The organism is Streptomyces sp. NPDC059989, assembly GCF_042736975.1.
Taxonomy (GTDB): domain Bacteria; phylum Actinomycetota; class Actinomycetes; order Streptomycetales; family Streptomycetaceae; genus Streptomyces.
This window is the reverse complement of sequence record NZ_JBHWUO010000023.1, coordinates 32301-57177: the sequence shown is the minus strand read 5'-3', so window position 1 is coordinate 57177 and position 24877 is coordinate 32301. Positions and strand designations below refer to the sequence as shown.

General features: G+C 73.1%; 24 protein-coding genes. 9 read left to right on the top strand and 15 right to left on the bottom strand.

Going from position 1 to position 24877, the window contains the following annotated elements; genetic code table 11:
- Nucleotides 1–58: 58 nt before the first annotated feature.
- The 5 genes from ACFWBN_RS21550 to infC all read right to left on the bottom strand — a co-directional run bounded on the left by ACFWBN_RS21550 (nucleotide 59) and on the right by infC (nucleotide 3903).
- On the bottom strand, nucleotides 59–1318 hold the full coding sequence (locus ACFWBN_RS21550) for an ATP-binding protein (RefSeq protein WP_385178499.1): 1260 nt from the start codon (nucleotides 1316–1318) through the stop codon (nucleotides 59–61).
- 56 nt (nucleotides 1319–1374) lie between these two features.
- Nucleotides 1375–2235 (bottom strand): TrmH family RNA methyltransferase, encoded by an 861-nt coding sequence (locus ACFWBN_RS21545; protein ID WP_385178498.1) that lies wholly within the window; start codon nucleotides 2233–2235, stop codon nucleotides 1375–1377.
- Nucleotides 2236–2399: 164 nt separating this feature from the next.
- A complete protein-coding gene (gene rplT, locus ACFWBN_RS21540; protein ID WP_030157251.1) occupies nucleotides 2400–2786 on the bottom strand; it encodes a 50S ribosomal protein L20 in 387 nt (128 codons plus the stop codon).
- 104 nt (nucleotides 2787–2890) lie between these two features.
- On the bottom strand, nucleotides 2891–3085 hold the full coding sequence (gene rpmI / locus ACFWBN_RS21535; RefSeq protein ID WP_030157249.1) for a 50S ribosomal protein L35: 195 nt from the start codon (nucleotides 3083–3085) through the stop codon (nucleotides 2891–2893).
- A 104-nt stretch (nucleotides 3086–3189) separates the two neighbouring features.
- Complete coding sequence (infC, locus tag ACFWBN_RS21530; protein WP_385178497.1) at nucleotides 3190–3903, bottom strand: translation initiation factor IF-3; 714 nt, start codon at nucleotides 3901–3903, stop codon at nucleotides 3190–3192.
- A gap of 354 nt (nucleotides 3904–4257) precedes the next feature.
- Here infC and ACFWBN_RS21525 point away from each other — a divergent pair, with 354 nt between their 5' ends.
- Nucleotides 4258–4635: a DUF1844 domain-containing protein gene (locus ACFWBN_RS21525; protein ID WP_385178496.1), complete on the top strand. Its 378-nt coding sequence runs from the start codon at nucleotides 4258–4260 to the stop codon at nucleotides 4633–4635.
- Nucleotides 4636–4714: 79 nt separating this feature from the next.
- On the opposite strand, the gene ACFWBN_RS21520 is transcribed toward ACFWBN_RS21525, so the two are convergent.
- The 3 genes from ACFWBN_RS21520 to ACFWBN_RS21510 are packed head-to-tail and all read right to left on the bottom strand — an operon-like array spanning nucleotide 4715 to nucleotide 7548.
- The gene (locus ACFWBN_RS21520) at nucleotides 4715–5455 is read right to left on the bottom strand and encodes an SseB family protein (protein WP_385178495.1); all 741 of its coding nucleotides are present in this window, start codon (nucleotides 5453–5455) and stop codon (nucleotides 4715–4717) included.
- 21 nt (nucleotides 5456–5476) lie between these two features.
- Complete coding sequence (gene mycP / locus ACFWBN_RS21515; protein ID WP_385178494.1) at nucleotides 5477–6742, bottom strand: type VII secretion-associated serine protease mycosin; 1266 nt, start codon at nucleotides 6740–6742, stop codon at nucleotides 5477–5479.
- Nucleotides 6739–7548 (bottom strand): hypothetical protein, encoded by an 810-nt coding sequence (locus ACFWBN_RS21510; protein WP_385178493.1) that lies wholly within the window; start codon nucleotides 7546–7548, stop codon nucleotides 6739–6741. Before ACFWBN_RS21510 ends, mycP begins: the two co-directional genes overlap by 4 nt.
- A gap of 309 nt (nucleotides 7549–7857) precedes the next feature.
- Here ACFWBN_RS21510 and ACFWBN_RS21505 point away from each other — a divergent pair, with 309 nt between their 5' ends.
- Nucleotides 7858–9060 carry an amino acid deaminase/aldolase gene (locus tag ACFWBN_RS21505; RefSeq protein WP_385178492.1) on the top strand — a complete coding sequence of 401 codons (1203 nt, stop codon included), beginning with the start codon at nucleotides 7858–7860 and terminating at the stop codon, nucleotides 9058–9060.
- A 3-nt stretch (nucleotides 9061–9063) separates the two neighbouring features.
- On the opposite strand, the gene ACFWBN_RS21500 is transcribed toward ACFWBN_RS21505, so the two are convergent.
- The 4 genes from ACFWBN_RS21500 to ACFWBN_RS21485 form a co-directional block, all read right to left on the bottom strand.
- Nucleotides 9064–10359 carry a haloacid dehalogenase-like hydrolase gene (locus tag ACFWBN_RS21500; RefSeq protein ID WP_385178491.1) on the bottom strand — a complete coding sequence of 432 codons (1296 nt, stop codon included), beginning with the start codon at nucleotides 10357–10359 and terminating at the stop codon, nucleotides 9064–9066.
- A gap of 108 nt (nucleotides 10360–10467) precedes the next feature.
- Nucleotides 10468–11262, bottom strand: coding sequence for a 3-oxoacyl-ACP reductase (locus ACFWBN_RS21495; RefSeq protein ID WP_385178490.1), 795 nt, complete (start codon nucleotides 11260–11262; stop codon nucleotides 10468–10470).
- Nucleotides 11263–11267: 5 nt separating this feature from the next.
- Nucleotides 11268–12647: an aldehyde dehydrogenase family protein gene (locus tag ACFWBN_RS21490; RefSeq protein ID WP_385178489.1), complete on the bottom strand. Its 1380-nt coding sequence runs from the start codon at nucleotides 12645–12647 to the stop codon at nucleotides 11268–11270.
- Between the two features lie 85 nt (nucleotides 12648–12732).
- Nucleotides 12733–14097 (bottom strand): glutamine synthetase family protein, encoded by a 1365-nt coding sequence (locus ACFWBN_RS21485; protein WP_385178488.1) that lies wholly within the window; start codon nucleotides 14095–14097, stop codon nucleotides 12733–12735.
- Nucleotides 14098–14174: 77 nt separating this feature from the next.
- Here ACFWBN_RS21485 and ACFWBN_RS21480 point away from each other — a divergent pair, with 77 nt between their 5' ends.
- From ACFWBN_RS21480 to ACFWBN_RS21470, 3 genes are all read left to right on the top strand, one after another.
- Nucleotides 14175–14921, top strand: a complete 747-nt coding sequence (locus ACFWBN_RS21480) for a FadR/GntR family transcriptional regulator (RefSeq protein ID WP_385178487.1) — start codon at nucleotides 14175–14177, stop codon at nucleotides 14919–14921.
- Between the two features lie 121 nt (nucleotides 14922–15042).
- Nucleotides 15043–16524, top strand: a complete 1482-nt coding sequence (gene eat / locus ACFWBN_RS21475) for an ethanolamine permease (protein ID WP_385178486.1) — start codon at nucleotides 15043–15045, stop codon at nucleotides 16522–16524.
- A gap of 56 nt (nucleotides 16525–16580) precedes the next feature.
- Nucleotides 16581–17282 (top strand): gamma-glutamyl-gamma-aminobutyrate hydrolase family protein, encoded by a 702-nt coding sequence (locus ACFWBN_RS21470; protein ID WP_385178485.1) that lies wholly within the window; start codon nucleotides 16581–16583, stop codon nucleotides 17280–17282.
- Nucleotides 17283–17573: 291 nt separating this feature from the next.
- Here ACFWBN_RS21470 and ACFWBN_RS21465 read toward each other — a convergent pair whose 3' ends face one another.
- Complete coding sequence (locus ACFWBN_RS21465; RefSeq protein ID WP_385178484.1) at nucleotides 17574–18512, bottom strand: LysR family transcriptional regulator; 939 nt, start codon at nucleotides 18510–18512, stop codon at nucleotides 17574–17576.
- Between the two features lie 70 nt (nucleotides 18513–18582).
- Between ACFWBN_RS21465 and ACFWBN_RS21460 the strand changes: the two genes are divergently transcribed.
- Nucleotides 18583–19704, top strand: a complete 1122-nt coding sequence (locus tag ACFWBN_RS21460; RefSeq protein ID WP_385178483.1) for a TDT family transporter — start codon at nucleotides 18583–18585, stop codon at nucleotides 19702–19704.
- Between the two features lie 16 nt (nucleotides 19705–19720).
- Here the strand turns inward: ACFWBN_RS21460 and ACFWBN_RS21455 are convergent, their stop codons facing one another.
- Together ACFWBN_RS21455 and ACFWBN_RS21450 are read right to left on the bottom strand one after the other, a co-directional pair.
- Nucleotides 19721–20440: a helical backbone metal receptor gene (locus ACFWBN_RS21455; RefSeq protein WP_385178482.1), complete on the bottom strand. Its 720-nt coding sequence runs from the start codon at nucleotides 20438–20440 to the stop codon at nucleotides 19721–19723.
- Between the two features lie 5 nt (nucleotides 20441–20445).
- Nucleotides 20446–21075, bottom strand: coding sequence for a helix-turn-helix domain-containing protein (locus ACFWBN_RS21450; RefSeq protein WP_385178481.1), 630 nt, complete (start codon nucleotides 21073–21075; stop codon nucleotides 20446–20448).
- A gap of 169 nt (nucleotides 21076–21244) precedes the next feature.
- On the opposite strand from ACFWBN_RS21450, the gene ACFWBN_RS21445 reads away from it, so the two are divergent.
- From ACFWBN_RS21445 to ACFWBN_RS21435, 3 genes are all read left to right on the top strand, one after another.
- Complete coding sequence (locus ACFWBN_RS21445; RefSeq protein WP_385178569.1) at nucleotides 21245–22150, top strand: 5'-3' exonuclease H3TH domain-containing protein; 906 nt, start codon at nucleotides 21245–21247, stop codon at nucleotides 22148–22150.
- 49 nt (nucleotides 22151–22199) lie between these two features.
- On the top strand, nucleotides 22200–23039 hold the full coding sequence (locus tag ACFWBN_RS21440) for a siderophore-interacting protein (protein WP_385178480.1): 840 nt from the start codon (nucleotides 22200–22202) through the stop codon (nucleotides 23037–23039).
- Between the two features lie 289 nt (nucleotides 23040–23328).
- Nucleotides 23329–24864, top strand: a complete 1536-nt coding sequence (locus ACFWBN_RS21435; protein WP_385178479.1) for a serine hydrolase — start codon at nucleotides 23329–23331, stop codon at nucleotides 24862–24864.
- Nucleotides 24865–24877 lie beyond the last annotated feature (13 nt).

The window sequence follows — 24877 nt, the reverse complement described above, 5'->3', positions numbered from 1 at the left end:
CTAAAGGTCGCCGGGGGTGAAGGAGCCCGTGGGCCGCCTGGCGAGACGCTCCGCAGTGCTACTGCGTGAGGTAGGCCGGGGCGCTCACGGGCAGGATAAATCGGAACTCGGCGCCGCCCCCGGGGCCGCGGCCGACCGTGATGGTGCCGCCGTGGGCCTCCACGATGCCCTTGACGATGTACAGGCCCAGGCCGGTGCCGCCGCGCTTGCTCCCCCGCCAGAAGCGGGTGAAGACGCGGCCCATCGACTCCTCGGGGATCCCGGGGCCTTCGTCGGACACGGTGACGGCGGTTCCCTTCTCATGCGGCGATACGTCGATGGTGACCGTTCCGTCTCCATGGCGCACCGCATTTTCGAGGAGGTTGCCGAGGATCTGGTCGATCTTGTCCGGGTCGGCCCAGCAGTCGGGGAGCGCGCGGCTCACTCGTACGAGGAACCGCTCGGGGGCCTGGCCGTTCGCGGTGAGCGCCTGGACGTGGCGGCCGACGGCGGTGGCGAGGTCGACGGGCTGGCGGCGCACCTCCAGGCGGCCGGAGTCGATGCGGGAGATGTCGAGGAGCTCGGCGATGAGGCGGGTGACGCGGTTGGCGTCGGCGTCGACGGTCTCCAGCATCAGCCGCTTCTGGTCGTCGGTGAACCGCTCCCACTTGGCGAGCAGGGTCGCGGTGAACCCCTTGACGGAGGTGAGCGGGGAGCGCAGCTCGTGCGCCACGGTGGCGATCAGCTCGGCGTGGCTGCGCTCGGTGCGGCGGCGGGCCTCGGTCCCGCGGAGCGTGACGACGAGCCGCCTCAGCGGGCCGGTGGGGTGGGTACGGACGTAGCTGGCGGAGACGAGCACCTCGCGCCCGCCGGGCAGCAGCAGGTTCCGCTCGGGCTGCCCGCGGCGCGTGGCCAGACCGCCGTACGGGTCGGTCAGCGCCCACCAGCGGCGGCCCTCCAGGTCCTCCAGCGGCAGTGCGCTGTCGATCCGGGTGCCGAGCGCCTGGCCGGCGGTGAGTGCGGTGATCCGTGCGGCGGCGGCGTTGAAACAGATCACCGTCCCGGTGTCGTCGGCGACGACGAGCCCGTCGGGCAGCTCGTCGGGGTCCACCCCGAAGCCGAAGCCTTCGCCGCAGGCGGGCGGTGCCGGGGCGCGGTCGCCGGCCGGGGCGGGCTGCGTCGGTGCGCGGTCGGCGCCCGCGGCGGGCGGAGCCGCCTGTGGCGGTACGCCGCGCAGCCCTGCGACGGGGGCCGGGGGTTCGGGGGCGCCCCGGAACCGCGCCTCGGCCGCGTGCGCGGCCTCCGCGGTCCCCGGTGAGCTGTTCGTACCGACGGTCATGTCCCCGTACCCCACATCTCCGAGTAGCGCAGTGGGCCCCCCGGGCCGCCACATTACTAGCTGGGGGTCACGGAGCGGCACCCTCCGGGCGCCCGCTGTGCACGCGCGGACGCGTAGAGGCACACCGCGGCGGCCGTCGCCAGGTTCAGGCTCTCCGCCTTGCCGTGGATGGGGACCCGTACGACGGCGTCCGCCAGCGCCCGCGTCTCCTCCGGCAGGCCCCAGGCCTCGTTGCCGAAGACCCACGCCGAGGGGCCGCCCATGGTGCCCGCGTCCAGCTCGGCGTCGAGGTCGTCCTCGCCGGCCCCGTCGGCCGCCAGGATCCGTACGCCCGCCGCCCGCAGCCCCTCGACGGCCTGCTCCACCGGGACGCCGACCGCGACCGGGAGGTGGAACAGGGAGCCCACGGAGGCCCGTACGGACTTGGGGTTGTAGAGGTCCACCGAGGCGTCGGTCAGCACGACCGCGTCCGCGCCCGCGGCGTCCGCGCAGCGCAGCACCGTACCGGCGTTGCCGGGGTCGCGGACGTGCGCGAGGACGGCGACCAGCTTGGGCCCGGCGGCCAGGATGTCCTCGAAGGGCGAGTCCAGGAAGTGGCAGACGCCGACGAGCCCCTGCGGGGTGACGGTCTGCGAGACCTCCGCCAGCACCTCGTCGGAGGCGTAGTGCACCCGGGCGCCCGCGTCCAGGGCGGCGTCGATGATCTCGGAGTAGCGCTCGGCGGCCTCGACGGTGGCGAACAGCTCGATCAGGGTCGACGCGCCGCCGGCCGCGCGGTGCTCGACGGCCTCGCGGACCGCCTGGGGGCCCTCGGCGATGAACCGGCGCTCCTTGGTGCGGAAGTTGCGCCGCGCCAGTCGCCTGGCGGCGGCCACCCGCGGGGATCGGGGGGAGATCAGCTCGGCGGGGGTGCCCATGTGTCTGCGGTTCTCTCTCGGGGTCCGGAGCGGTGCGACGGGAAAACGGGGAAGCGGGGAAGCGGGGAAGCGGGGAAGCGGGGAAGCGGGGAAAGCACACGGACCCGCAGGCGAGAGGCCTGCGGGTCCGTGGGGGCCGGCCGCGCGGAGCGGCCGGCTAGCCCTTAGGCAGCAACCTTGGGGGCGTTGACGTCGGCCGGGAGGGCCTTCTGCGCGACCTCGACCAGCGCGGCGAACGCGTTGGCGTCGTTGACGGCCAGCTCGGCGAGGATCTTGCGGTCCACCTCGATGTTGGCGGCCTTCAGACCCTGGATGAGGCGGTTGTACGTCATGCCGTTCTGGCGGGCAGCGGCGTTGATGCGCTGGATCCACAGCTGACGGAAGTCGCCCTTGCGCTTCTTGCGGTCGTTGAAGTTGTAGACCAGCGAGTGGGTGACCTGCTCCTTGGCCTTGCGGTACAGGCGCGAACGCTGACCGCGGTAGCCGGAGGCCGCCTCGAGGATCGCCCGGCGCTTCTTGTGGGCGTTTACTGCCCGCTTGACGCGTGCCACTTTTTAACTCCTTGTAGCGGGGCCGTGGTTGTCTTCACACGGCCCGAATTCGATGGGGTCCCGGTCTTGACGCTCATCCGCTCCCTGCGCGGGAGCGGAGAACATCACTTGCCGAGAAGCTTCTTGATCTTCGCGGCGTCGCCGGGGGCCATCTCCGCGGTGCCGGTGAGGCGGCGGGTGACACGGGACGACTTGTGCTCGAGCAGGTGGCGCTTGCCGGCGCGCTCGCGGAGCACCTTGCCGGAGCCGGTGATCTTGAAGCGCTTCTTGGTCCCGCTGTGCGTCTTGTTCTTCGGCATAGCGCCGTTATCTCCTCGTCGGTGGCGCTCCCACCGGTCCGGTTCGGGACCGGCTGACGGGAGCGTCATGTTGTGTCGGTGATTCGAGACAGGCTGCCTCGGAATCAGGCCTCGGCGTTCGCCTCGTCGGCGGCGGCCTCGGTGACGTCGGCATCCTCGGTGATCGTCGCCTCGACTGCGTCGGTCTCCTCGGAAGGAGCCTCCTCGTCGGTGGCGGCGACACCCTGGCGCTCCGCCTTGCGGGCGGCCTGCGCCTCGCGGGCTTCGGCCATCGCCTCGGTCTTCTTCTTGTGCGGACCGAGGACCATGATCATGTTTCGGCCGTCCTGCTTCGGGTTCGACTCGATGAACCCGAGGTCCTCGACGTCCGAAGCGAGACGCTGCAGCAGTCGGTAGCCGAGTTCCGGCCGGGACTGCTCGCGACCACGGAACATGATCGTGATCTTGACCTTGTCGCCCTGCTTGAGGAACCGAACGACGTGACCCTTCTTGGTGTCATAGTCGTGCGGGTCGATCTTCGGCCGGAGCTTCATTTCCTTGATGACCGTGTGCGCCTGGTTCTTGCGCGCCTCACGGGCCTTCATGGCCGACTCGTACTTGAACTTGCCGTAGTCCATGAGCTTGCAGACCGGCGGGCGTGCGGACGCCGCGACCTCGACCAGGTCGAGGTCGTACTCCTGCGCGAGCTCAAGCGCCTTGGCAAGCGGCACGATGCCGACCTGCTCGCCGCTGGGACCGACGAGTCGTACCTCGGGAACGCGAATCCGGTCGTTGATGCGGGGCTCGGTGCTGATGGATCCTCCTCGGTAGCACCACACGGCTGCCTGGCAGACAGCCGCTGACGTGTATTTCCGTCAGACCGACCACAGCGGGAGAATGAAAAAAGCCCCGCCGGGCACAGGCAGGGGCTCCAATACAACCGGAGCACCGCCGCGTGCGAACCGCGGGGCGCAGACTCGGGCAGCTTTCCATCGTCCGTACGGAACGATGGATGCCGCCTGACCGGTGACCCGCCGCCCCGGAGGGTGGTCGGGTGGGAGATCGGAGCCTCCACTTGTGGGCCGGGGACACAGGTCTCCGGCCGGTCGTAGCCCAATATAGCATTCCGCGCCAGAGCCGCTCACCCGGTGCTCCGGTCGGGGGCGACCCCCGACCGGCTTATCGTGTGGAGCATGACTGACGCGACCCTCCCCACCGACCCCGCCGCCGACGAGGCCCCCGATTACGACGCGATGACCCGCGACATCGCGGACGTCCCCGCCGTCGAGGTGATCACCACGGTGGCCGTGCACCTGCTGAGCGCCGCGGCGGTCAACCTGGGCCTGGACAAGCCGGACTCCGAGCACAAGGACCTCGACGAGGCCCGCAAGCTGATCACGGCCCTGGCGGGCCTGGTCACCGCGAGCGCCACCGAGATCAGCTCCTTCCACGCCGCCCCGCTGCGGGACGGCCTGAAGTCGCTGCAGCTGGCCTTCCGCGAGGCGTCGATCGTTCCGGACGAGCCGGGCCAGGGGCCGGGCGAGAAGTTCACGGGTCCCGTTTACGCCTGATCGCACGACGAAAACCCCTGAGGCGGGTCTCTCCGAAACGCTGCGAACGTTTCGGAGAGACCCGCCTCGTTTTTGTCGTTCAGCGGGTGAACAGCGCCTCGCCGGGCGGGGCCGGGGCCTCCGGCGGCAGCAGCGCCAGGTCCAGCCCGCGGACCAGCCGGGCCCGCAGGGTCGCGTCCGCCGCCAGGGCCTCGGCCACCCGGCGGGCCGCCGCCGGGGCCTGCTCGCCGGCGGCCAGCACGATCGCGAGGATGCCGTCGGCGTCGGCGCCGCCCGGGCCCAGGTGGGCACGGAGCACGGCCGGTTCCGCGGACACCGCGGCCCGTACGGCCTCCCGTACGGCGGGATCGGCCAGCGGGCCCGCGTCCGTGCGGCCCTCGGCCAGGGCGAGCAGCGCGGGGCCGGTCAGCTGGTAGGTGACGGGGCCGGCCAGGTCCAGGACCACGGTGTCGGCCTTCTCGTGCGCGGCGGCCGCCAGGGCCTGGTGCAGCGGGACCGCCACCGGCCGGGCCGCCGGGTCCCAGAGCGCCAGCGAGGCGATCGAGGTGAAGGCGGGCAGGGCCCGCCGGTCGCCCGCCCGCAGGGTCGGGACGGCCATGTCGCTGGTCTTCTCGCGCTTGAGGCCCGTCTCCGGATCGGTCTCCACCTCGCCGAGCACGGCGACGACCGGGACCAGCAGGCGGGCGTCCTTGAGGGCGGCCAGCACCTGCGGCTCGTTCGCCCGGTCCTTCGACCACGCGGCCAGGGCCGCGCTCAGCCGGGGATCGGCGGAGCCGTCGTCGTCGGAGAAGCCGGGGTCGGGAATGTTCTTGTTCGCCATGTTCGCCACAGTTACCCGACCCTACTGTGCCGGGCGCGACGGGATCGTGAGGGGTTGGCGCTCCCGCGCCCGGGTGCCCCGCCGCGGGCGCCGGGCCAGTACGGCGGCCAGTACGAGCAGCGCCGCCCCCGCGGCCGCGGCCTCCGGAGCGCCCAGCCGGGCCTCGCGCTCGGGCGGGCGCACCGGGTCGGGGCCGGGCCCGAAGTAGGGCTGCCCGGCCGCGGCAGGTACCGGAGCGGCCGCCTCCGGCTGGACGGCCCCCGCGACCTGGAGGGCCGCGACGGGATCCACCAGCCCGTGGCCGCGCGCGTCGTCGCGGCCTCCGGCGGGACTGTCGGAGGCGGTGTCCTCCAGCAGCTTCTTGATCTGGGCCGGGGACAGGTCCGGGTGGGCCGCCTTGACGAGGGCCACCGCGCCGGAGACGAAGGCCGCGGCGGCGCTGGTGCCCCAGCCCTCGTAGTACGAGCGGTCGGGGTCGGCGATGACGATGTCGACGCCGGGGGCGCTGACGGTGGCGTACCAGTTGCGGGTGGAGAAGCGCGCCTTCCTGCCCTTGCGGTCGACGGCGGTGACGGCGATGACCCCGGGGTAGGCCGCCGGGTAGGAGACGCGGTCGCCGCTCTGGCCGCCGTTGCCGGCGGAGGCGACGACGACCACGCCCTTGCCGAGGGCGTACTGGACGGCCTCGTCCTCCCCCGCCTCGTGGTGGGCGGAGTCGCTGTCGTCGCCGAGGGACAGGTTGATCACGTCGGCACCGTGGTCGGCGGCCCAGCGGATGCCCTCGGCGAGGGCGCCGCCCTTGCTGTCGCGGGCCTGGGCGCGGCCCGGGTCGCCCTCCTCCAGGATCACGCGGACCGGCAGGATGCGGGCCTGCGGGGCGACGCCGAGGACGCCCTGGCCGCGGCTGGAGCCGTGGCCGTGCCCGGCGATGATGCCGGCCATGGCGGTGCCGTGGCGGGCCCAGGCGCGGTCGCCGCGGCCGGCGCCCATGCCGACGAGGTCGGTGCCGTCGAGGACCTGCCCGGCGAGGTCGGGGTGGGAGGCGTCCACTCCGGTGTCGAGCACGGCGACCGTGACCCCGTCGCCGCGGGTGGTGCCCCAGGCCTCTTCGGCGCGCAGGGCCAGCAGTCCCCACTGGCGGTCGCGGATGGTGTCGGCGACCGCCGGGGGTGCGGCGGCGACCGCGAGGAGGGCGCCGACGGCCAGGGCGGCGGCGCCCCGGCCGAAGGCCCGTCGCAGGCGGGTCGGGCGGGGCCGGTGGGGCCCGGGGGACCGGCGGGGCGTCATCGGGCGGCCTCCGGGGTGGGCGTGACGGGCGGTGCGGCGAGGAGCGCCAGGCCGTTGCCGATGCGGTCGGCGACCGCCTTGGCCTCGTGTCCGAGGCCCGCCTGGGCCACGGCTCCCGTGGCGTCCTTCTTCATCGCGTCCTCCGCGGGGCGGGGAGCGTCGAGGGAGCGGCCGTCGGCGAAGGCGGAGACCGTGTAGACGACGACGGGGGCCTCGGCGCGCACGGAGGCGGTCCAGGCGGCGCGCTGGCCGTCGGCGAACCCGTAGGCGGGCGGGGCGGTGAGCCGGGCGGTGAGGGCGGCCGTCGCGGGGGCGTCGGCGGGGGTGAAGACCATGCCGACGGTGATCAGGGAGCTGCGGGTGGCGTCGGTGTAGGTGGCGCGGAGCACGCGGGTGCAGCCGGTGCCGGTGGCGGCCAGCAGTCCCTGCCAGTCGGGCGCGAGCGCGGCCGGGCAGTCGGCGTCGGGGGCGAGGGCGATGCGGGTCCAGACGCGGTTCGACCCGCCGGGGCCCGTCGCCTGGCCGGCGAGGACGGGCGGGAAGAGGCTGTCCACCGGGGCGGAGCGCCACAGCGAACCGGCCTTGCGGTAGACGGCGTCGGCGGGCAACGGCCGGTGCGCGGCGCGCTGTTCGACCCAGGTGCCGATGCCGGCTCCGCCGAGGAGACCGAGGCCGAGGAGGCCGCTGAGCACGGCGGCGAAGAGGCGGCCGCGGGGCCGGTGCGTCCCGACGGGCAGGGGCGGGGTCGGGGGCGGGGGCGGATCGGGCTCGCCCAGGACCGCGGTCCGCGGTGTCGTCGTGGTCATCCGGCGGCTCCGCCCCCCGTTCCGTACGGCTGCCTGCCCGTACTCTACGGGGTCCCTGGGCGGGGGCTGAGCTCAAGGCAGCGGCCTGCCGGCCGCCCCGGGGCTCCGCCCCGTACCCCGCGCCTCAAACGCCGGCGGGGCTGGATTTCGCTCCCGCCGTCCGCGAAGTGCGACTGGAGTGCCTGCCGGGCAAATTCAGCCTCGCCGGGCACCATCCAGCCTCGCCGGCGTTTGAGGCGCGGGCCCGCGCAGCGGGATCCGCGGCCGGGACCCCTACCCATCGGTACAACCGTCTGGCAGGCTCCCGCCATGAACTCCCCCGCCGCCGACCGCGCCCGGTACGACCGGGCGACCGCGCACCTGGACGCGCCGCTGGCCATCGTGGATCTCGACGCGTTCGACGCCAACGCCGACGACCTCGTGCGCCGCGCCGGCGGCAAGCCGGTCCGGGTGGCCAGCAAGTCCGTACGGTGCCGTGTGCTCCTCGAACGGGTCCTGGCCCGGCCCGGGTTCGCCGGGATCATGTCGTACACCCTCGCCGAGTCGCTGTGGCTGGCCCGCTCCGGGTTCGAGGACGTGCTGCTGGCCTACCCGTCCGCCGACCGGGCCGGCTTCGGCGAGCTGGCCGGCGATCCCAAGCTGGCCGCCGCCGTCACCGTCCTGGTGGACGACCCGGCCCAGCTGGAGCTGATCGACCGGGCCCGGGACGGCGGCACGCAGGAGATCCGCGTCTGCCTGGAGCTGGACACCGCGCTGCACCTGTTCGGCGGGCGGATGCGCGTCGGGGCGCGGCGCTCACCCCTGCGGGAGCCCGGGCAGCTGGCCGAGCTGGCCCGGACGATCGGTTCCCGGCCGGGGTTCCGGGTGGTGGGGCTGATGGCGTACGAGGGCCACGTCGCCGGTGTCGGGGACGCGCTGGCCGGGCGGCCGGTGCGGTCGCGGATGATCCGGCTCATGCAGAGCGCGGCCCGCAGGGAGCTGGCGGCGCGGCGGGCCGAGGTGGTGCGGGCCGTGCGGGAGGTGGTGCCGGACCTGGAGTTCGTCAACGGCGGCGGGACCGGGAGCGTGGCCGAGACGGCCGCCGAGGAGGCGGTCACGGAGATCGCCGCCGGGTCGGGGCTCTACGTGCCGCGGCTGTTCGACAACTACACCTCCTTCAGCGGGCGTCCGGCCGCGCTCTTCGCGCAGCCCGTGGTCCGGCGGCCCGGCGTGGGCGTGGTCACGGTGCTCGGCGGCGGCTATCCGGCCTCGGGCGCGGCGGGCGCCGACCGGCTTCCGGTGCCGTACCTGCCGCAGGGCCTGCGCTACGACCCCCGGGAGGGCGCCGGCGAGGTGCAGACCCCGCTGCTCGGCAGCCCGGCCGACGATCTGCTGATCGGCGACCGGGTCTGGTTCCGCCACGCGAAGGCGGGCGAACTGTGCGAGCGCTTCGACACCTTGCACCTCGTCGAAGGCGACCGGGTGACGGCCGCCGCCCCGACGTACCGGGGCGAGGGCCGCACCTTCCTCTAGGGGCTAGAAGACCGTGTCCGTCTGGTCCGGGATGACGCTCGTGTCACCCCGGCGGACGGGTCCCGCCGTGCCGTCGTGGTCGACGTAGCCCGTCGTGGAGCACGGGTAGGGGCCGCTCTTCTGCTTCTTGGGCTCGATGAACATCGGGTTCACGATCCACTTGCCGTCGCTGTTGTCGTAGGCGCGGCACATCAGCTCGTTCTTGTTGCGGTTGACCACCAGCCGCAGGGCGGTGGCGTCGCGCAGGAACGAGATGTCGGTGTCGGAGTCGCCCGCGGCGAACACCTGGCGGCGGGCGGCCGGCTGGACCTTCTCGGCGGCCGCGCCGCGCACGCCGAAGATCTCCTTGTTGATCCAGCAGCGCTTGCCGTCGATGTACGTGATCATCGTGTCGGCGCCGTCGGCGACGGATCCGCAGCCCTGGAGGTGCGGGGTGTACTTCCCGCCCCGGGTCGTGGTGTTGCGGATGCCGATCACGTGGTCCGCCGGGATGCCGACGCCCTGGGCCCAGACCTCGACGACCGGCTGCGGCGAGGCGGAGCTGATCCACACGTCGAAGCCGGCCTTCTGCAGGCCGCCGATGAGGTCCTTCTGCTGGTCGTAGTAGCGCACCCAGCCGGTGGCGGTGCCAGTGCCCACCTGCTGCTTGGTTCCGATGGGCGCGGCCAGGTTCTCGGTGCGGGCGGCGGCGGCGAAGCCGCGGATCTCGCGGGCGGTCCAGCCCTGCATCAGCTGGGGCAGCCAGGCGTACGCGGGCTCGGTCGTACGGCGGTCCCAGCCGGCGAAGGCCGCGGCGGCCGTGCGGGTCGCGCCGGTGCCGTAGACGGCGGCCAGTTCGTCGGCGCAGGCGGCGCCCTCGGGGGTGCCGGTGGGCAGCGGGGCGCCGGGGCGGGCGAGGGTGCCGCAGGCGGCGGCCAGGGCCTGGGCGGCGGCCGGGGTGAGGTGGCGGCTGGTGGTGGACCAGTCGCCGCCGGCGGGCCGGCGGATCTTTCCGTTGCGCAGCAGCCAGTACATGGTGGCGTCGCCGACGTCGTTCTTGACGACGGTGTTGTCCCAGTCGAAGACGGCGACGGGCTTGGTGCGGCTGGGCCGGTACGGGTTGCAGCTGCCGTACTGGTCGATGAGCTGCTGGAGCCGGGCCTGGTTGTCCCCGTACCAGCCGGCCTTGAGCTGCGGGGTCGCGCAGTGTCCGCCGGGGCGGGCCGCCTCGGCGGCGGGCGCGGTGGCGAGGAGGGTGCCGGCGGTTATCGCGGCGGCGGCTACGGCCCGGAGCCGTCGTGTGGTGCTGAGGCGGGTCACTGAGGTAGTCACTCCTGACTCTGATGAAGATCGTCGCGGACGGTAGAGCACGACAGCCGGGCGTCGTGCGACGCCCGGCTGTCGGGAAGGTGGAGCGGAGATGAACGCTTACAGGGGCGTCACGTACGCGCCGGAGATGCCGCCGTCGACGAGGAAGTCGGTGGCGTTGATGAAGGAGGAGTCGTCGCTGGCGAGGAAGGCGACCGCGGCGGCGATCTCGGTGGGCTCGGCGAAGCGGCCCAGCGGGATGTGCACGAGCCGGCGGGCGGCGCGCTCCGGGTCCTTGGCGAACAGCTCCTGGAGGAGCGGGGTGTTGACGGGCCCCGGGCAGAGGGCGTTGACGCGGATGCCCTCGCGGGCGAACTGGACGCCGAGTTCGCGGGACATGGCGAGGACGCCGCCCTTGGAGGCGGTGTAGGAGATCTGCGAGGTGGCGGCGCCCATGATGGCGACGAAGGACGCGGTGTTGATGATGGAGCCGCGGCCCTGGCGCTGCATGTAGGGCAGTGCGGCCTTGCAGCAGAGGTAGACGGAGGTGAGGTTGACGTCCTGGACCCGCTTCCAGGCCTCCAGGCCGGTGGTGAGGATCGAGTCGTCGTCCGGGGGCGAGATGCCGGCGTTGTTGAAGGCGATGTCGACGGAGCCGTAGGTGTCGAAGGCGGTCTTGAAGAGGGCCTCGACCTCCTCGGGGCTGGTGACGTCGACCTTCACGAAGGTCCCGCCGACCTCCTCGGCGGCGGCCTTGCCGGCCGTCTCGTCGATGTCGCCGCAGACGACGTTGGCGCCTTCGGAGGCGAGGCGGCGGGCGGTGGCGAGGCCGATGCCGCTGCCGGCTCCGGTGATGACGGCGGTGCGGCCGACCAGGCGGCGGCAGACGATCTCTTCAGGGGTCTGGCTGGTCATGTTCTTCAGGCCTCCGTGCTGATGAAGACGTTCTTGGTCTCGGTGAAAGCGGTGAGGGCGTCGGGTCCGAGCTCGCGGCCGAGTCCGGACTGCTTGTAGCCGCCGAAGGGGGTCCAGTAGCGGACGCTGCTGTGGGAGTTGACGGACAGGTTGCCGGCGGCGACGGCTCGCGAGACGCGCAGGGCGCGGCCGATGTCGCGGGTCCAGAGGGAGCCGGAGAGGCCGTATTCGGTGGCGTTGGCCAGGCGTACGGCGTCCTCCTCGTCCTCGAAGGGCAGGACGACGGCGACGGGGCCGAAGACCTCCTCGGCGGCCACGGGCGCGGTGGGGGCGACGTCCGTGACGAGGGTCGGCGGGTACCAGAAGCCGGGGCCTTCGGGGGCGGTGCCGCGGATCGCGGTGAGGTCGTCGGTGACGTAGGACCGTACGCGCTCCAGCTGCGTGCGCGAGATCAGCGGGCCCATCTGGGTCTTCTCGTCGGCGGGGTCGCCGACGACCACGCCCTCGATGCCCGGGGCGAGGAGGGAGAGGAAGCGGTCGTAGGCGGAGCGCTGGACGAGGATCCGGGTGCGGGCGCAGCAGTCCTGGCCGGTGTTGTCGAGGAAGGCCATCGGAGCGGCGGCCGCGGCGGCTTCGAGGTCGGCGTCGGCGAAGACGATGTTGGGGCTCTTGCCGCCGAGTTCGAGGGTGACGCGCTTCACCCGGTCGGCGCACTTGGCCATGATCTGCTTGCCGACGCGGGTGGAGCCGGTGAAGACGATCTTGGCTACGCCGGGGTGCTCGACGAGCGCGTCGCCCGCGACCGCCCCGTGGCCGGGGAGCACCTGGAAGAGGTGCTCGGGGATCCCGGCTTCGAGGGCGAGTTCGGCGAGGCGCAGGGCGGTGAGGGGGGTGGTCTCGGCGGGCTTGAGGATGACGGCGTTGCCGGCGGCGAGGGCCGGGGCCAGGCCCCAGGCGGCGATCGGCATGGGGAAGTTCCAGGGCGCGATCACGCCGATGACGCCGAGGGGTTCGAGGAAGGTGACGTCGATGCCGCCGGCGACGGGGATCTGGCGGCCGGAGAGGCGCTCCACTCCCCCGGCGGCGAATTCGAGCAGGTCGCGTACGTTGCCGGCTTCCCAGCGGGCGTTGCCGATGGTGTGGCCGGCCTCGCGGACCTCCAGCTGGGCCAGTTCCTCGATGTGGCCGTCGACGACCGCGGCGAAGCGGCGCAGCAGCCGGGCCCGGTCGGCGGGGGCGGCGGCGGCCCAGCCGCGCTGGGCGGCGGCGGCCCGGGCCACGGCGGCGTCGACGTCGTCCCGTGTGGCGGCCGGGACGACGGCGACGGTTTCCTCGGTGGCCGGATTCAGCACCTTCAGATCGAGGGGGGCCAGCTCATCGGACACGTGGTGCCTCACAGACTTTCGGTCGCATCGGTCGGATCGATCGGGATCGGTGGGAGCGGTGGGAGCGGTGGGAGTGCGGAAGGGGTTACAGGCGTTCGAAGGAGCGGCGCAGCTCCCAGTCCGTCACCGCGGAGTCGTACGCGTCCAGCTCGACGCGGGCCATGTTGCGGTAGTGGGCGACCACTTCGGGGCCGAAGGCGGCCTTGGCGATCTCGCTGTTCTCCCACAGCTCGGCAGCCTCGCGCAGGGTGGCGGGGACGTGGGCGTAGTCGCCGGTGTACGCGTTGCCGGCGCAGGCCTCGGGCAGTTCCAGGCGGTTCTCGATGCCGTAGAGACCGGCCGCGACCAGGCCGGCGACGGCGAGGTAGGGGTTGACGTCGCCGCCGGGGAGGCGGTTCTCGAAGCGCATGGAGCGGCCGTGCCCGACCACGCGGAGCGCACAGGTCCGGTTGTCCACGCCCCAGGCGACGGCGGTCGGGGCGAAGGATCCCGGCCGGAAACGCTTGTACGAGTTGATGTTGGGGGCGTAGAGAAGGGAGAAGTCGCGCAGTGCGGCCAGCTGGCCGGCCAGGAAGTGCCGCATCACCGCGGACATTCCGCCCGGCCCGTCCCCGGCCATCGCGTTGCGTCCGTCGGCGTCGTTGAGCGAGAGGTGGATGTGGCAGGAGTTGCCCTCGCGCTCGTCGTACTTGGCCATGAAGGTGAGCGAGACACCCTCCTGGGCGGCGATCTCCTTCGCCCCGGTCTTGTAGACGGCGTGCTGGTCGCAGGTGGTCAGCGCCTCGTCGTAGCGGAAGGCGATCTCGTGCTGGCCGAGGTTGCACTCCCCCTTCGCCGACTCGACGATCAGGCCCGCGGCCTGCATCTCGTTGCGGATGCGGCGCAGCAGGGGCTCGATGCGGCCGGTACCGAGGATGGAGTAGTCGATGTTGTACTGGTTGGCGGGGGTCAGGCCGCGGTAGTTGGCGTTCCAGGCCTGCTCGTAGGTGTCCTGGAAGACCATGAACTCCAGCTCGGTGCCGACCATCGCGGTGTAGCCGTGCTCGGCGAGGCGCTCCAGCTGGCGGCGCAGGATCTGCCGGGGCGCGGCGACGACGGGCGAGCCGTCGTTCCAGGCGAGGTCGGCGAGGAGGAAGGCGCTGCCGGGGTTCCAGGGGAGGCGGCGCAGGGTGGCGGGGTCGGGGTGCATGGCGAAGTCGCCGTAGCCCCGGTCCCAGGAGGACATCTCGTATCCGTCGACGGTGTTCATGTCGGTGTCGACGGCGAGGAGGTAGTTGCATCCCTCGGTGCCGTGCGCGAGGACCTCGTCGAGGAAGAACTGTGCGGCGAACCGCTTGCCCTGGAGGCGCCCCTGCATGTCGGGGAAGGCCAGGACGACTGTGTCGATCTCACCGCTGGCGACGAGGGAGCGGAGCTCCTCGGGCGCGAGCGGCGGCTTGCGGTCTACCACGGGAATCTCTCCTTCGGTGAGCCGAGGAGGCCTAAGGTATTGAATAGAACCATTGCTTGGGAAGGGGAGGAGCCGAGATGACCGACACGGCGAGCGAGGGCGACGCGATCGCGCGGCTGAATCCCGTACTGCGACAGGTGCGGGCGGGCAACGGTTTCGAGGAGGCGCTGGAGCAGATCCTCCAGGTGGTCCGGCTGGGCCTGGTGCCGGGCGGGGAACGGCTGCCGCCCGAGCGCGAGTTGGCCGAGCGGATGGGCATCAGCCGGGTCACGCTGCGCGAGGTGCTGAAGGTACTGCAGGACCAGGGGCTGGTGGAGGCCCGGCGCGGGCGGTACGGCGGAACGTTTGTGCTGCCCCGTCCGGACACCCCGGCGGGCGGCGCCGAGCAGGAGCTGCGCCGGCGGGTCGCGGGGGTGGACATCGAGGACGCCCTGCGGTTCCGCGAGGTCCTGGAGGTGGGGGCGGCCGGGCTGTGCGCCTCCCAGGGGCTGACCGACGAGGACGCCGACCGGCTGCTCGCGGCGCTGGCCGCCACCCACGACGCCCCGCTCGCCGACTACCGCCGCCAGGACACCCTCTTCCACCTGACCCTGTGCGAACTGGCCGGGTCCGCCACCCTGACGGCCCAGTACGCGGCCGTCCGGGCCACCGTCAACGACCTGCTCGACTGCATCCCGCTGCTGGTGCGCAACCTGGAGCACTCGCAGCAGCAGCACACGGCGCTGGTGGAGTCCGTCCTGGAGGGGGACGCGGCCGGGGCGCGGGAGACCATGCGCGAGCACTGCTGCGGCACGGCGGCGCTGCTGCGGGGGTTTCTGGCCTGAGGGGAACGGGGAGGCCTGGGGAGGTTTTCGTAACTTCTGTTTAACGCGTGGGTCTTGCGCTCTCCACTCCACTGCGGCAAAGGTACGCCCCACAACCATTGCCCCGAGGCAGGAGCGCACGATGGCCGACGACATCGAGGCACGGCTGACAGCCGTGCCCGCACCCACCAAGTCCCACGAGGGCGGCGGCGACCACGCGGACGACTATCTGGAACGCCGCACGCTGCGCCGCGGCAGCGCCGGCTGGCTGCTCCTGACCGGTCTCGGCGTCGCGTACGTCGTCTCCGGCGACTTCTCCGGCTGGAACGTCGGACTCGACAAGGGCGGCTTCGGCGGCCTCGCCATCGCCACCGTCCTCATGGGCACGATGTACGCCTGCCTGGTCTTCTCCCTCGCGGAGCTGTCCACCATCCTGCCCACGGCGGGCGGCGGCTACGGTTTCGCCCGCCGCGCGCTGGGCCCCTGGGGCGGCTTCCTCACCGGCACCGCCATCCTCATCGAGTACATCCTGGCGCCGGCCGCGATCGTCATCTTCATCGGCGACTACGTCGAATCCCTCGGCCTCTTCGGCCTCACCTCCAGTTGGCCCGTCTACCTCGGCTGCTTCGTCGTCTTCATCGGCGTCCACCTCTGGGGCGTGGGCGAGGCCCTGCGCTTCAGCCTCGTCGTGACCGCCATCGCCGTGGCCGCGCTGCTCATCTTCGCAGTGGGCGCCCTGACCGAGTTCGACGCCGGCAGCCTCGACAACATCCCGGTCGACGCGACCGCCTTCGGCTCGAACTCCTGGCTGCCGCTGGGCGTCCTGGGCATCTGGGCCGCGTTCCCCTTCGCCATGTGGTTCTTCCTCGGCGTGGAAGGCGTGCCGCTGGCGGCCGAGGAGGCGAAGGACCCGGTCCGCTCCATGCCGAAGGCCCTGGCCATCTCGATGGGCATCCTCGCCCTGCTCGCGCTGATCACCTTCTTCGCGGCGACCGGCGCGCAGGGCGCGGACGCGGTCAAGACGGCGGGCAACCCGCTGGTCGTGGCCCTGGAGGGGGACGACGGTCCGACCGCGCTGAGCCGCTTCGTGAACTACGCGGGCCTGGCCGGCCTGGTGGCCTCCTTCTTCTCCCTCATCTACGCGGGCTCGCGCCAGCTCTTCGCCCTCTCCCGGGCCGGCTACCTCCCGCGCTTCCTCTCGCTCACCTCGAAGCGCAAGGCCCCGTACCTGGGCCTCGTCATCCCGGGCGCGATCGGCTTCGCGCTGGCGGCGCTCACCGGCGACGGCGCCCGCATGCTCAACATCGCGGTCTTCGGCGCGACCATCTCCTACGCACTGATGGCCCTCTCCCACATCGTGCTGCGCCGCCGGGAACCCGGCCTGGAGCGCCCGTACCGCACGCCGGGCGGAATCCTGACCTCCTCGGTGGCCTTCGTACTCGCCCTGTCGGCCCTGGTCGCCACCTTCCTGGTGGACAAGGACGCGGCATTCATCGCACTGGCCGTGTACGCCGTCGCCCTCGCCTACTTCGCGATCTACAGTCGGCACCACCTCGTGGCCTCGGCCCCCGAGGAGGAGTTCGCGGCTCTGGCGGAAGCCGAGGCGGAACTGACCCGCGACTGAAACCCTGAGCCCCATCGATCCCTACTGCTCCTGATCGCCATTTCGGAGGTAAGAACGTGCCCAGGCCGCTCATCGGCATCAGCACCTATGTGGAGGAATCCACCCGCTACGGGGTGTGGGACCTGCCCACGTCCCTCGTGCCCACCGGGTACTACGAACTCGTCCAGGCGGCGGGCGGCGCGGCCGTGCTGCTGCCGCCGGACGAACCCGGGGCGGCGGCGGAGGTATTGAGCCGGGTGGACGGCCTGGTCATCGCGGGCGGTCCGGACGTGGACCCGATCCGCTACGGGGCCGCCCGCGACTCCCGTACGGGCGCCCCGGCGACGGTCCGCGACGAGTGGGAGCTGGCCCTGATCGCGGCGGCGCTCGACGCCTCCATGCCGGTGCTGGGCATCTGCCGGGGCATGCAGGCGCTGAACGTGGCCCTCGGCGGGACGCTGATCCAGCACATCGACGGCCACTTCGACACCCCGGGCGCCACCTCCTGGCACCCGGTCCGCCCGGTCGCGGGCACCCGGTACGCGGCCCTGGTCCCGGAGGAGGCGGACGTGCCGACCTACCACCACCAGGCCGTCGACCGCCTGGGCCGCGGCCTGATCGCCTCGGCCCACGCCCTCGACGGCACGGTGGAGGCCATCGAACTCCCCGACCCGACCAGCTGGGTCCTGGGCGTCCAGTGGCACCCCGAACGCGACAAGGACACCCGGGTCATGACCTCCTTGATCGAAGCCGCCGCCCTCCCGGTCCCGGTCGCCTGACCGCCCTCGGCCGGGGCTGGAGTTCGCCCGGCCGGGGGCGGGGACGGGGTGGGGTGTCGGCCGGGACTAAAACGAGATGATTTCGGCGCACACCACCGCCCCGCAAAACAACCGCCCCAGGGCGCCGAACATCGAAGCCCGTCCCGGACGACACCCCACCCCGGCCCCGGCACCGGCCCCGCGAAGCCCCCGCCAGGGGACCGGCCGGAGCCAAACCCAGCCCCGCCGGCGATTGAGGCGCGGGGTCCGGGGCGGAGCCCCGGCAGCGGCGGGGCACCCGAACAGCGGCCGTCACCCCCCGGCGGGAGCCGACTGGCCCCGCGTCAGCGACAGGAGGTCCCGAGCCGGCCCCGCCGGCCGGGAGCCCGCCGGCCAGACGGCACGCAGGGCCCGCCCCAGCGCCGCACCGGCCACCGGTACCTCCACCAGCCGCCGCGCCGCCAGCTCGTCCCCCACCGCCAGTTCCGACAGCACGCACGGCCCCGCCCCGCTCAGCGCCGCCGCCTTCACCGCGGTGGTCGACGCCAGCTCCAGCAGCGGCGCCGCCAGCCCCCCGCACCCGGCCAGCGCGGCGTCCAGCACCTGCCGCGTCCCCGACCCCCGCTCCCGCAGTATCAGCGGCGCCGACGCCAGCTCCGCCGCCTCCACCCCCCGCGACCGCCGCGCCCACGGGTGGCCCGGCGCCACCGCCACCACGAGGCGGTCCTGCGCGATCACCGCCGAGTCCAGCCCGTCCGGCACGGTCAGCCCCTCCACGAAGCCGAGGTCCGCCTCGTGCGTGAGCACCCGTTCCGCGACCACCGAGGAGTTCCCGGCGTGCAGGGACACCGCCGTGTCCGGCCGCTGCCCGCGCAGGGCGATCAGCCACCCGGGCAGCAGGTACTCCGCGATGGTCATGCTGGCGGCCACCCGCAGCCGCGAGTCCCGCCGCCCCCGCAGCGCCTGCGCACCCGCGTCGAAGGCCTCGGCCGCCTCCACCACCCGTCGCGCCCAGTCCGTGACCAGCGCGCCTTCCGCCGTCAGCGTCGACCCCCGCGGCGAGCGGTCCACCAGGGCCACCCCCAGCCGCGTCTCCATCGCCCGGATCCGGCTGCTCGCCGCCGGCTGGGTGATCCCAAGCCGCCGGGCCGCTCCGCTCAGGCTGCCGACGCGCGCGACCGCGAGCAGCAGCTCCAGCGCGCCCAGGTCCGGCACCCGGTGTGCCAGCGGAACCCACTCCTCATTACCCATAACATCAGTTTATGGCCTTATAGAAAGATGACCTCTGCCGCCCGCCCCGCCGCCCGGCGACGCTGGATCCATGGCCACCACCCTCGTACGACCCCGTCCCACCACCCAGCGGACCCCCCAGGCCCACAAGGCCTTCCCGACCCTGCGCCACCTCGGCCCCAACTGGTACGCCTCCGTCATGGGGACCGCGATCGTCGCCAACGCCGGCGCCACCCTCCCCTACCAGCTCCCCGGCCAGCGCGTGGCCTGCCAGATCGTCTGGGCGCTGTCCGCCGTCGCACTCGCGACCCTGCTCACCGCCCGCGCCGGCCACTGGCTCCACCACCGCGACCAGGCCCGCGCCCACCTCCTCGACCCCGCCGTCGCCCCCTTCTCCGGGTGTCTGTCGATGGCCCTGCTGGCCGTCGGCGGCGGCACCCTCATCGTCGGCAAGGACCTCATCGGGACCGGCGCCGCCGTCGCCGCGGACGCCGTGCTGTTCACCGCCGGCACCGCGATCGGCCTGGTCATGGCGGTGGCCGTGCCCTACCTGATGGTGGTCCGGCACAAGGTCGAGCCCGGGCAGGCCACCCCCGTCTGGCTGCTCCCCCTCGTCGCCCCCATGGTCTCCGCCGCGCTCGGCCCCCTGCTGATCCCCCACCTGCCCGCCGGCCAGCCCCGCGAGGCCCTGCTGCTCGCCTGCTACGCCATGTTCGGCATCAGCCTGCTCGCCACCCTGCTGATGCTCCCCCTGGTCTTCGGCCGGCTCATCGTGGGCGGCCCCCTCCCCCTGGCCCTCACCCCCACCCTGTTCCTGGTCCTCGGCCCCCTCGGCCAGTCCACCACCGCCGTGAACCAGCTCGCCGACATGGCCCCCCAGTCGATCGGCGCCCCCTACGCCGGAGCGCTCGGCGCCTTCGCGGTCGTCTACGGGGTTCCCGTGATGGGGTTCGCCCTGCTGTGGCTGGCCCTCGCCGCGGCGATGCTGGTCCGGGCCGCCCGTAACGGCATGGGCTTCGCGATGACCTGGTGGGCCCTGACCTTCCCCGTCGGCACCTGCGTCACCGGCGCCGCCGGCCTGGCCCGCCACACCGGGCTGACCGCCTTCGCCTGGCTCGCCTCGGCGCTCTTCGTGGCCCTGCTCACCGCCTGGCTGCTCGCCGCCGCCCACACCCTGCGCGGCCTGTTCACCGGCAGCCTCCTCCCCCGCTGAGCCTGGCGGCCGATCGCTACCGCGCCTCGCGCAGGGCCCGGGCCAGGACCTCCGGAGCCTCGGCGAGCGAGGGTCCGTACCAGGTCAGGTGCCGCCCGCTGACCAGCGCGGCGGGCAGGCCGGGGAAGGCCTCCGGGCCGTCCCCGGCCGTGAAGCGGTACGGCTCGTCCGGCAGCACCACCAGATCGCAGCCGGCGGCCGCCAGCTCCTCCACCGGGATCCGCGGGTAGCGCTCCGCGTGGCCCCCGTACACGTTGCGCACCCCCAGCCGGGCCAGCAGGTCCCCGGCGAAGGTGTCCCGACCGAGCACCATCCACGGCCGCCGCCACACCGGTACGAAGGCCCGCAGCTCACCGGCCGGCTCCACCCGGGCCCACGCGGCCTCCGCGTCCGCCAGCCACCCGGGCCGCTTCAGCCCCAGGGCCCCCACCAGTACGCGGTCCAGCTCGCGCAGCGCCTGTGGCAGGTCGCGGATCTCGGTGAGCAGCACCTCGATCCCGGCCGCCCGCAGCGCCGCGAGGTCCGGGGCCCGGTTCTCCTCCTCGTTGGCGATCACCAGGTCCGGGCGCAGCCCGGCGATCCTCCGCACGTCGGGGTTCTTCGTCCCCCCGATCCGCACCGCGCCGCCGAGGTCCGCCGGGTGCGTGCACCAGTCCGTGACGCCGACCAGCAGGCCGGGCGCGCTGACGGCCACCGCCTCGGTCAGCGACGGAACCAGCGAGACGATCCGCCGCATGCCGTTCAGTGGCCGGGCGACGGCGGCTCGGACGTCGCGTGGATGTGGTCGCCCACCGCGACCACCAGGATCCGGGTGTCCTCGGTGACGGCCCGCCACCGGTGGCGTACGCCGCCGGACAGGAACAGCGCGTCCCCGCTCTCCAGCCGGTACGCCCGCCCCTCCGCCTCCACCTGGCAGGCGCCCGCGACGACGTACATCAGCTCGTCGTTGCGGTGCTGGTACTCGCGCCCGGCGTCCTGGTCCCCGGTGAACTCCAGCGCGTGCAGCTGGTGGTGCCCCCGGACCAGGGGCCGCACGCCGGGGACCGGGGTGAGCCCGGATTCGTCGCCGGCCCGTACGAGGTCCACGGTGCGCGCGGTGTCGGACGCGGCCAGCAGCTCGACGGCCGTGGTCTCCAGCGCGTCCGCGACCCGCTCGAGGGACCGCATGCTGGGCCGGGCCCGCTCGTTCTCTATCTGGCTCAGGAAGGGGACCGACAGGCCGCTGCGCGCCGATACGGCGGCAAGGGTCAGATGGAGGGCGCGGCGCCGCTTGCGCACGGCCACTCCGACCCGAAGCGGTTCCTTGCCGTCCTTGTCCTTGTCCTTGTCCCTGTCTTTGTACCGTTCCGTGTCCTGGTCCCTGTCGTTCATTTCGGGGCTGCCCTCCCCTTGTCCGTCGCACATCGGTGTGCTGTAAGCACCTTACGCAGCAACGGCCCCAGGTTTCGCGTGCACGGGTGTTCCCGTACAGGACCGCTCACTGTCCGTGGCCCCCGAGCCGGCTTGCGGCATCATCGTCTGCGTGACGACACGACGCCTGATGCTCCTGGATACCGCCTCCCTCTACTACCGCGCCTACTTCGGTGTGCCGGATTCCGTGAAGGCCCCCGACGGCACCCCCGTCAACGCCGTGCGCGGGCTCCTCGACTTCATCGGCCGGCTGGTCCAGGACCACCGCCCGGACGACCTCGTGGCCTGCATGGACGCCGACTGGCGGCCGCACTGGCGGGTGGAGCTGATCCCCTCCTACAAGGCCCACCGGGTCGCGCAGGAGACGGAGACCGGCCCCGACGTGGAGGAGACCCCCGACACGCTCGTCCCGCAGGTGCCGATCATCGAGGCGGCGCTGGACGCCTTCGGCATCGCCCGCGTGGGGGTCGCCGGCTACGAGGCGGACGACGTGATCGGTACGCTAACGGCCCGCGCTGGAGGCCCGGTGGACATCGTCACGGGCGACCGCGACCTCTACCAGCTGGTGGACGACGCCCGGCAGCGCCGGGTCCTGTACCCGCTCAAGGGCGTCGGCAGCCTCCAGGTGACGGACGAGGCCTGGCTGCGCGAGAAGTACGGGGTGGACGGCCCCGGCTACGCGGACCTGGCGCTGCTGCGCGGGGACCCGAGCGACGGCCTGCCGGGCGTCCCCGGCATCGGCGAGAAGACGGCGGCGAAGCTCCTCGACGCCTACGGCAGCCTGGCCGGGATCATCGCGGCGGTCGACGACCCGAAGTCGAAGCTGACCCCCACCCAGCGCAAGCGCCTGGACGAGTCCCGGCCGTATCTGGCGGTGGCCCCGAAGGTGGTCCAGGTGGCCTCGGACGTCCCCCTTCCGGCCTTCGATCCGGCCCTTCCTACGACACCGGCGCAACCGGAACTGGTCGACGCACTAGCCCATCGGTGGGGTCTGGGTGGAGCAGTCTCCCGGCTGAGCAGTGCACTGCGCGCCTGAGGTGCTAACTTAGGTAAGGCTAAGTTTCAGGGGAGTCAGGGGAGACACCGTGGCAGAAGGACGCGCCCGCACCGTCGGCACAGCCGTCGTCATCCGCACCGAGCGGCTGACGCCGCACATGGTGCGCATCGTGCTGGGCGGTGACGGGCTGGCCGGATTCGGCGCGGGCGAGTTCACCGACCACTACATCAAGATCCTCTTTCCGCCGCAGGGCGTCACCTACCCCTCGCCGTGGGACCTGGAGCAGATCCGCGCCGACTTCCCCCGGGCGCAGTGGCCGCGCCAGCGCGCGTACACCGTACGGAGCTGGGACGCGGCGCACCTGGAGCTGACCCTCGACTTCGTGGTCCACGGCGACGAGGGCGTGGCCGGACCCTGGGCCGCGCGGGTCCAGCCGGGCGAGCTCGTACGGTTCCTCGGCCCGGGCGGCGCCTACGCCCCGGACCCGACGGCCGACTGGCACCTGCTGGTGGGCGACGAGAGCGCGCTGCCGGCGATCGCGGCGGCGATGGAGCGGATGCCGGCGGGGGCGCGCGTGTACGCCTTCGTGGAGATCGAGGGCCCGCAGGGCGAGCAGAAGGTCGCCACCCCGGACGGAGTCGTCCCGATCTGGCTCCACCGCGGCGACCGCCCGGTCGGCGAGGCCCTGGTGGAGGCGGTCACCGCCCTGGAGTTCCCGTCCCGGGACGTCCAGGCCTTCGTCCACGGCGAGGCGGGCTTCGTCCGGGAGCTCCGCCGCCACCTCCGCCTGGAGCGGGGTGTCGCGCGCGAGAGGCTGTCGATCTCCGGGTACTGGCGGCTGGGCGAGACGGACGAGGGCTGGCGCGCGATCAAGCGGGACTGGAACGCGGCCGTCGAAGCCGAACAGGAACACGCGACCGCCGCCTAACGGCTCCGCCGCCCCTGCCCCAGCCCCACAGCCGCGGCCCCGCTGCCGGGGCTCCGCCCCCAGACCGCCAGTGCGGCACCGCTGCTGGGGCTCCGCCCCAGACCCCGCGCCTCAAACGCCGGCGAGGCTGGATTTTGGCCGACGCCGTTCGCCAGGCGAAGCCGAGTTGCCCGCAGGGCAATTCCAGCCCCGCCGGCGATTGAGGCGCAGGGGGTCGGGGGCAGAGCCCCCGCAACGGCGCCGCAGCCGGGAACGCGCGCTCCCACCCGTCCGGCAGGACAATGGCGGCATGCGTACCCTCCGCACCGCCGGAGCGGTTGGGGCCGCGTTCCTGCTGGCCACGGGGGTGGCAGCGGCCGCCCCCAGCCCGCCCCCCGCCCCCCAGCCGCAGCTCACCGACGCCCAGGTCGACAAGGCCGTGGCCCGCCTCGACCAGACCATCACCGACCTGATGCGCCGCACCGGCGTCCCGGGCCTCTCCGTGGCCGTCGTCCACGACGACGAGGTGGTCCACCTCAAGGGCTTCGGCATCCGCCGCACCGGCGAGCCCGCCAAGGTCGGCCCCGACACCGTCTTCCAGATCGCCTCCGTCTCCAAGCCCGTCTCCTCCACCGTCATCGCCGGCGCCTTCACCACCCCCGACGAGTGGGACCGGCACGTCACCCTCCCCGGCTTCGCCTTCAAGGACCCCTGGGTCACCGACCACGTCACGACCGCCGACCTGTTCTCCCACCGCAGCGGCCTGCCCGACCACGCCGGCGACCTCCTCGAAGACCTCGGCTACGACCAGTCGTACATCTTCGACCACCTGCGCCTGGAGCCCCTCACCCCCTTCCGCGCGAGCTACGCCTACACCAACTCCGGCCTCACCGCCGCCGCCGAGGCCGTCGCCCGCGCCAAGGGCACCACCTGGCAGAAGCTCAGCGCGGACACCCTCTTCAAGCCCGCCGGCATGACCCACACCAGCACCGAGTTCTCCGCCTACGTCAACGCCCCCGACCACGCCTCCACCCACGTCAAGAACCCGGACGGCACCTGGAGCCCCCGCTACGTCCGCGACCCGGACGCCCAGGCTCCCGCCGGCGGCGTCAGTTCCACCGCCCGCGACATGTCCCGCTGGCTGCGGCTCCAGCTGGCCGACGGCACCCTCGACGGCAAGCGGATCATCCCCGCCGCCACGCTCGCCCGCACGCACGTTCCCGAGATCGTCTCGCAGCCGCCCACCTCCCCCACCGGCCGCGCCGGCTTCTACGGCCTCGGCTGGAACGTGTCCTACGACGACTCCGGCCGGCTGCGCCTGAGCCACTCCGGCGCCTTCGAACTCGGCACCAACGCCAACGTCACGATGCTCCCCCTCGAAAAGCTCGGCATCGTCGTCCTCACCAACGGCGCCCCCGTCGGCCTGGCCGACGCCGTCGCCCTCGATTTCCTCGACGTCGCCCAGCACGGCAAGGCCACGACCGACTGGCTTCCCCTGCTCGCGTCCGTCTACGCGAAGGAGGTCGACAACGCCCGATCCCCCACCGACCACACCCACCCGCCCGCCTCCGCCAAGCCCGCCAAGGACAGCGCCGCCTACACCGGCACCTACGACAACCCCTACTACGGCAAACTCACCGTGACCGCCAACGACACCGGCGCCCTCGTCCTCGCCCTCGGCCCCAAGCCGATGCTCTTCCCGCTCACCCACTACGACGGCGACACCTTCAGCTTCGAGACCACCGGCGAGATGGCGGCCGGCCGCACCGGCGTGACCTTCGCCGACGACACCGTCCGCGTCGAGTACCTCGATGCGAACCACCTGGGCACCTTCACCCAGCAGTGAGCCGCATAGCCTG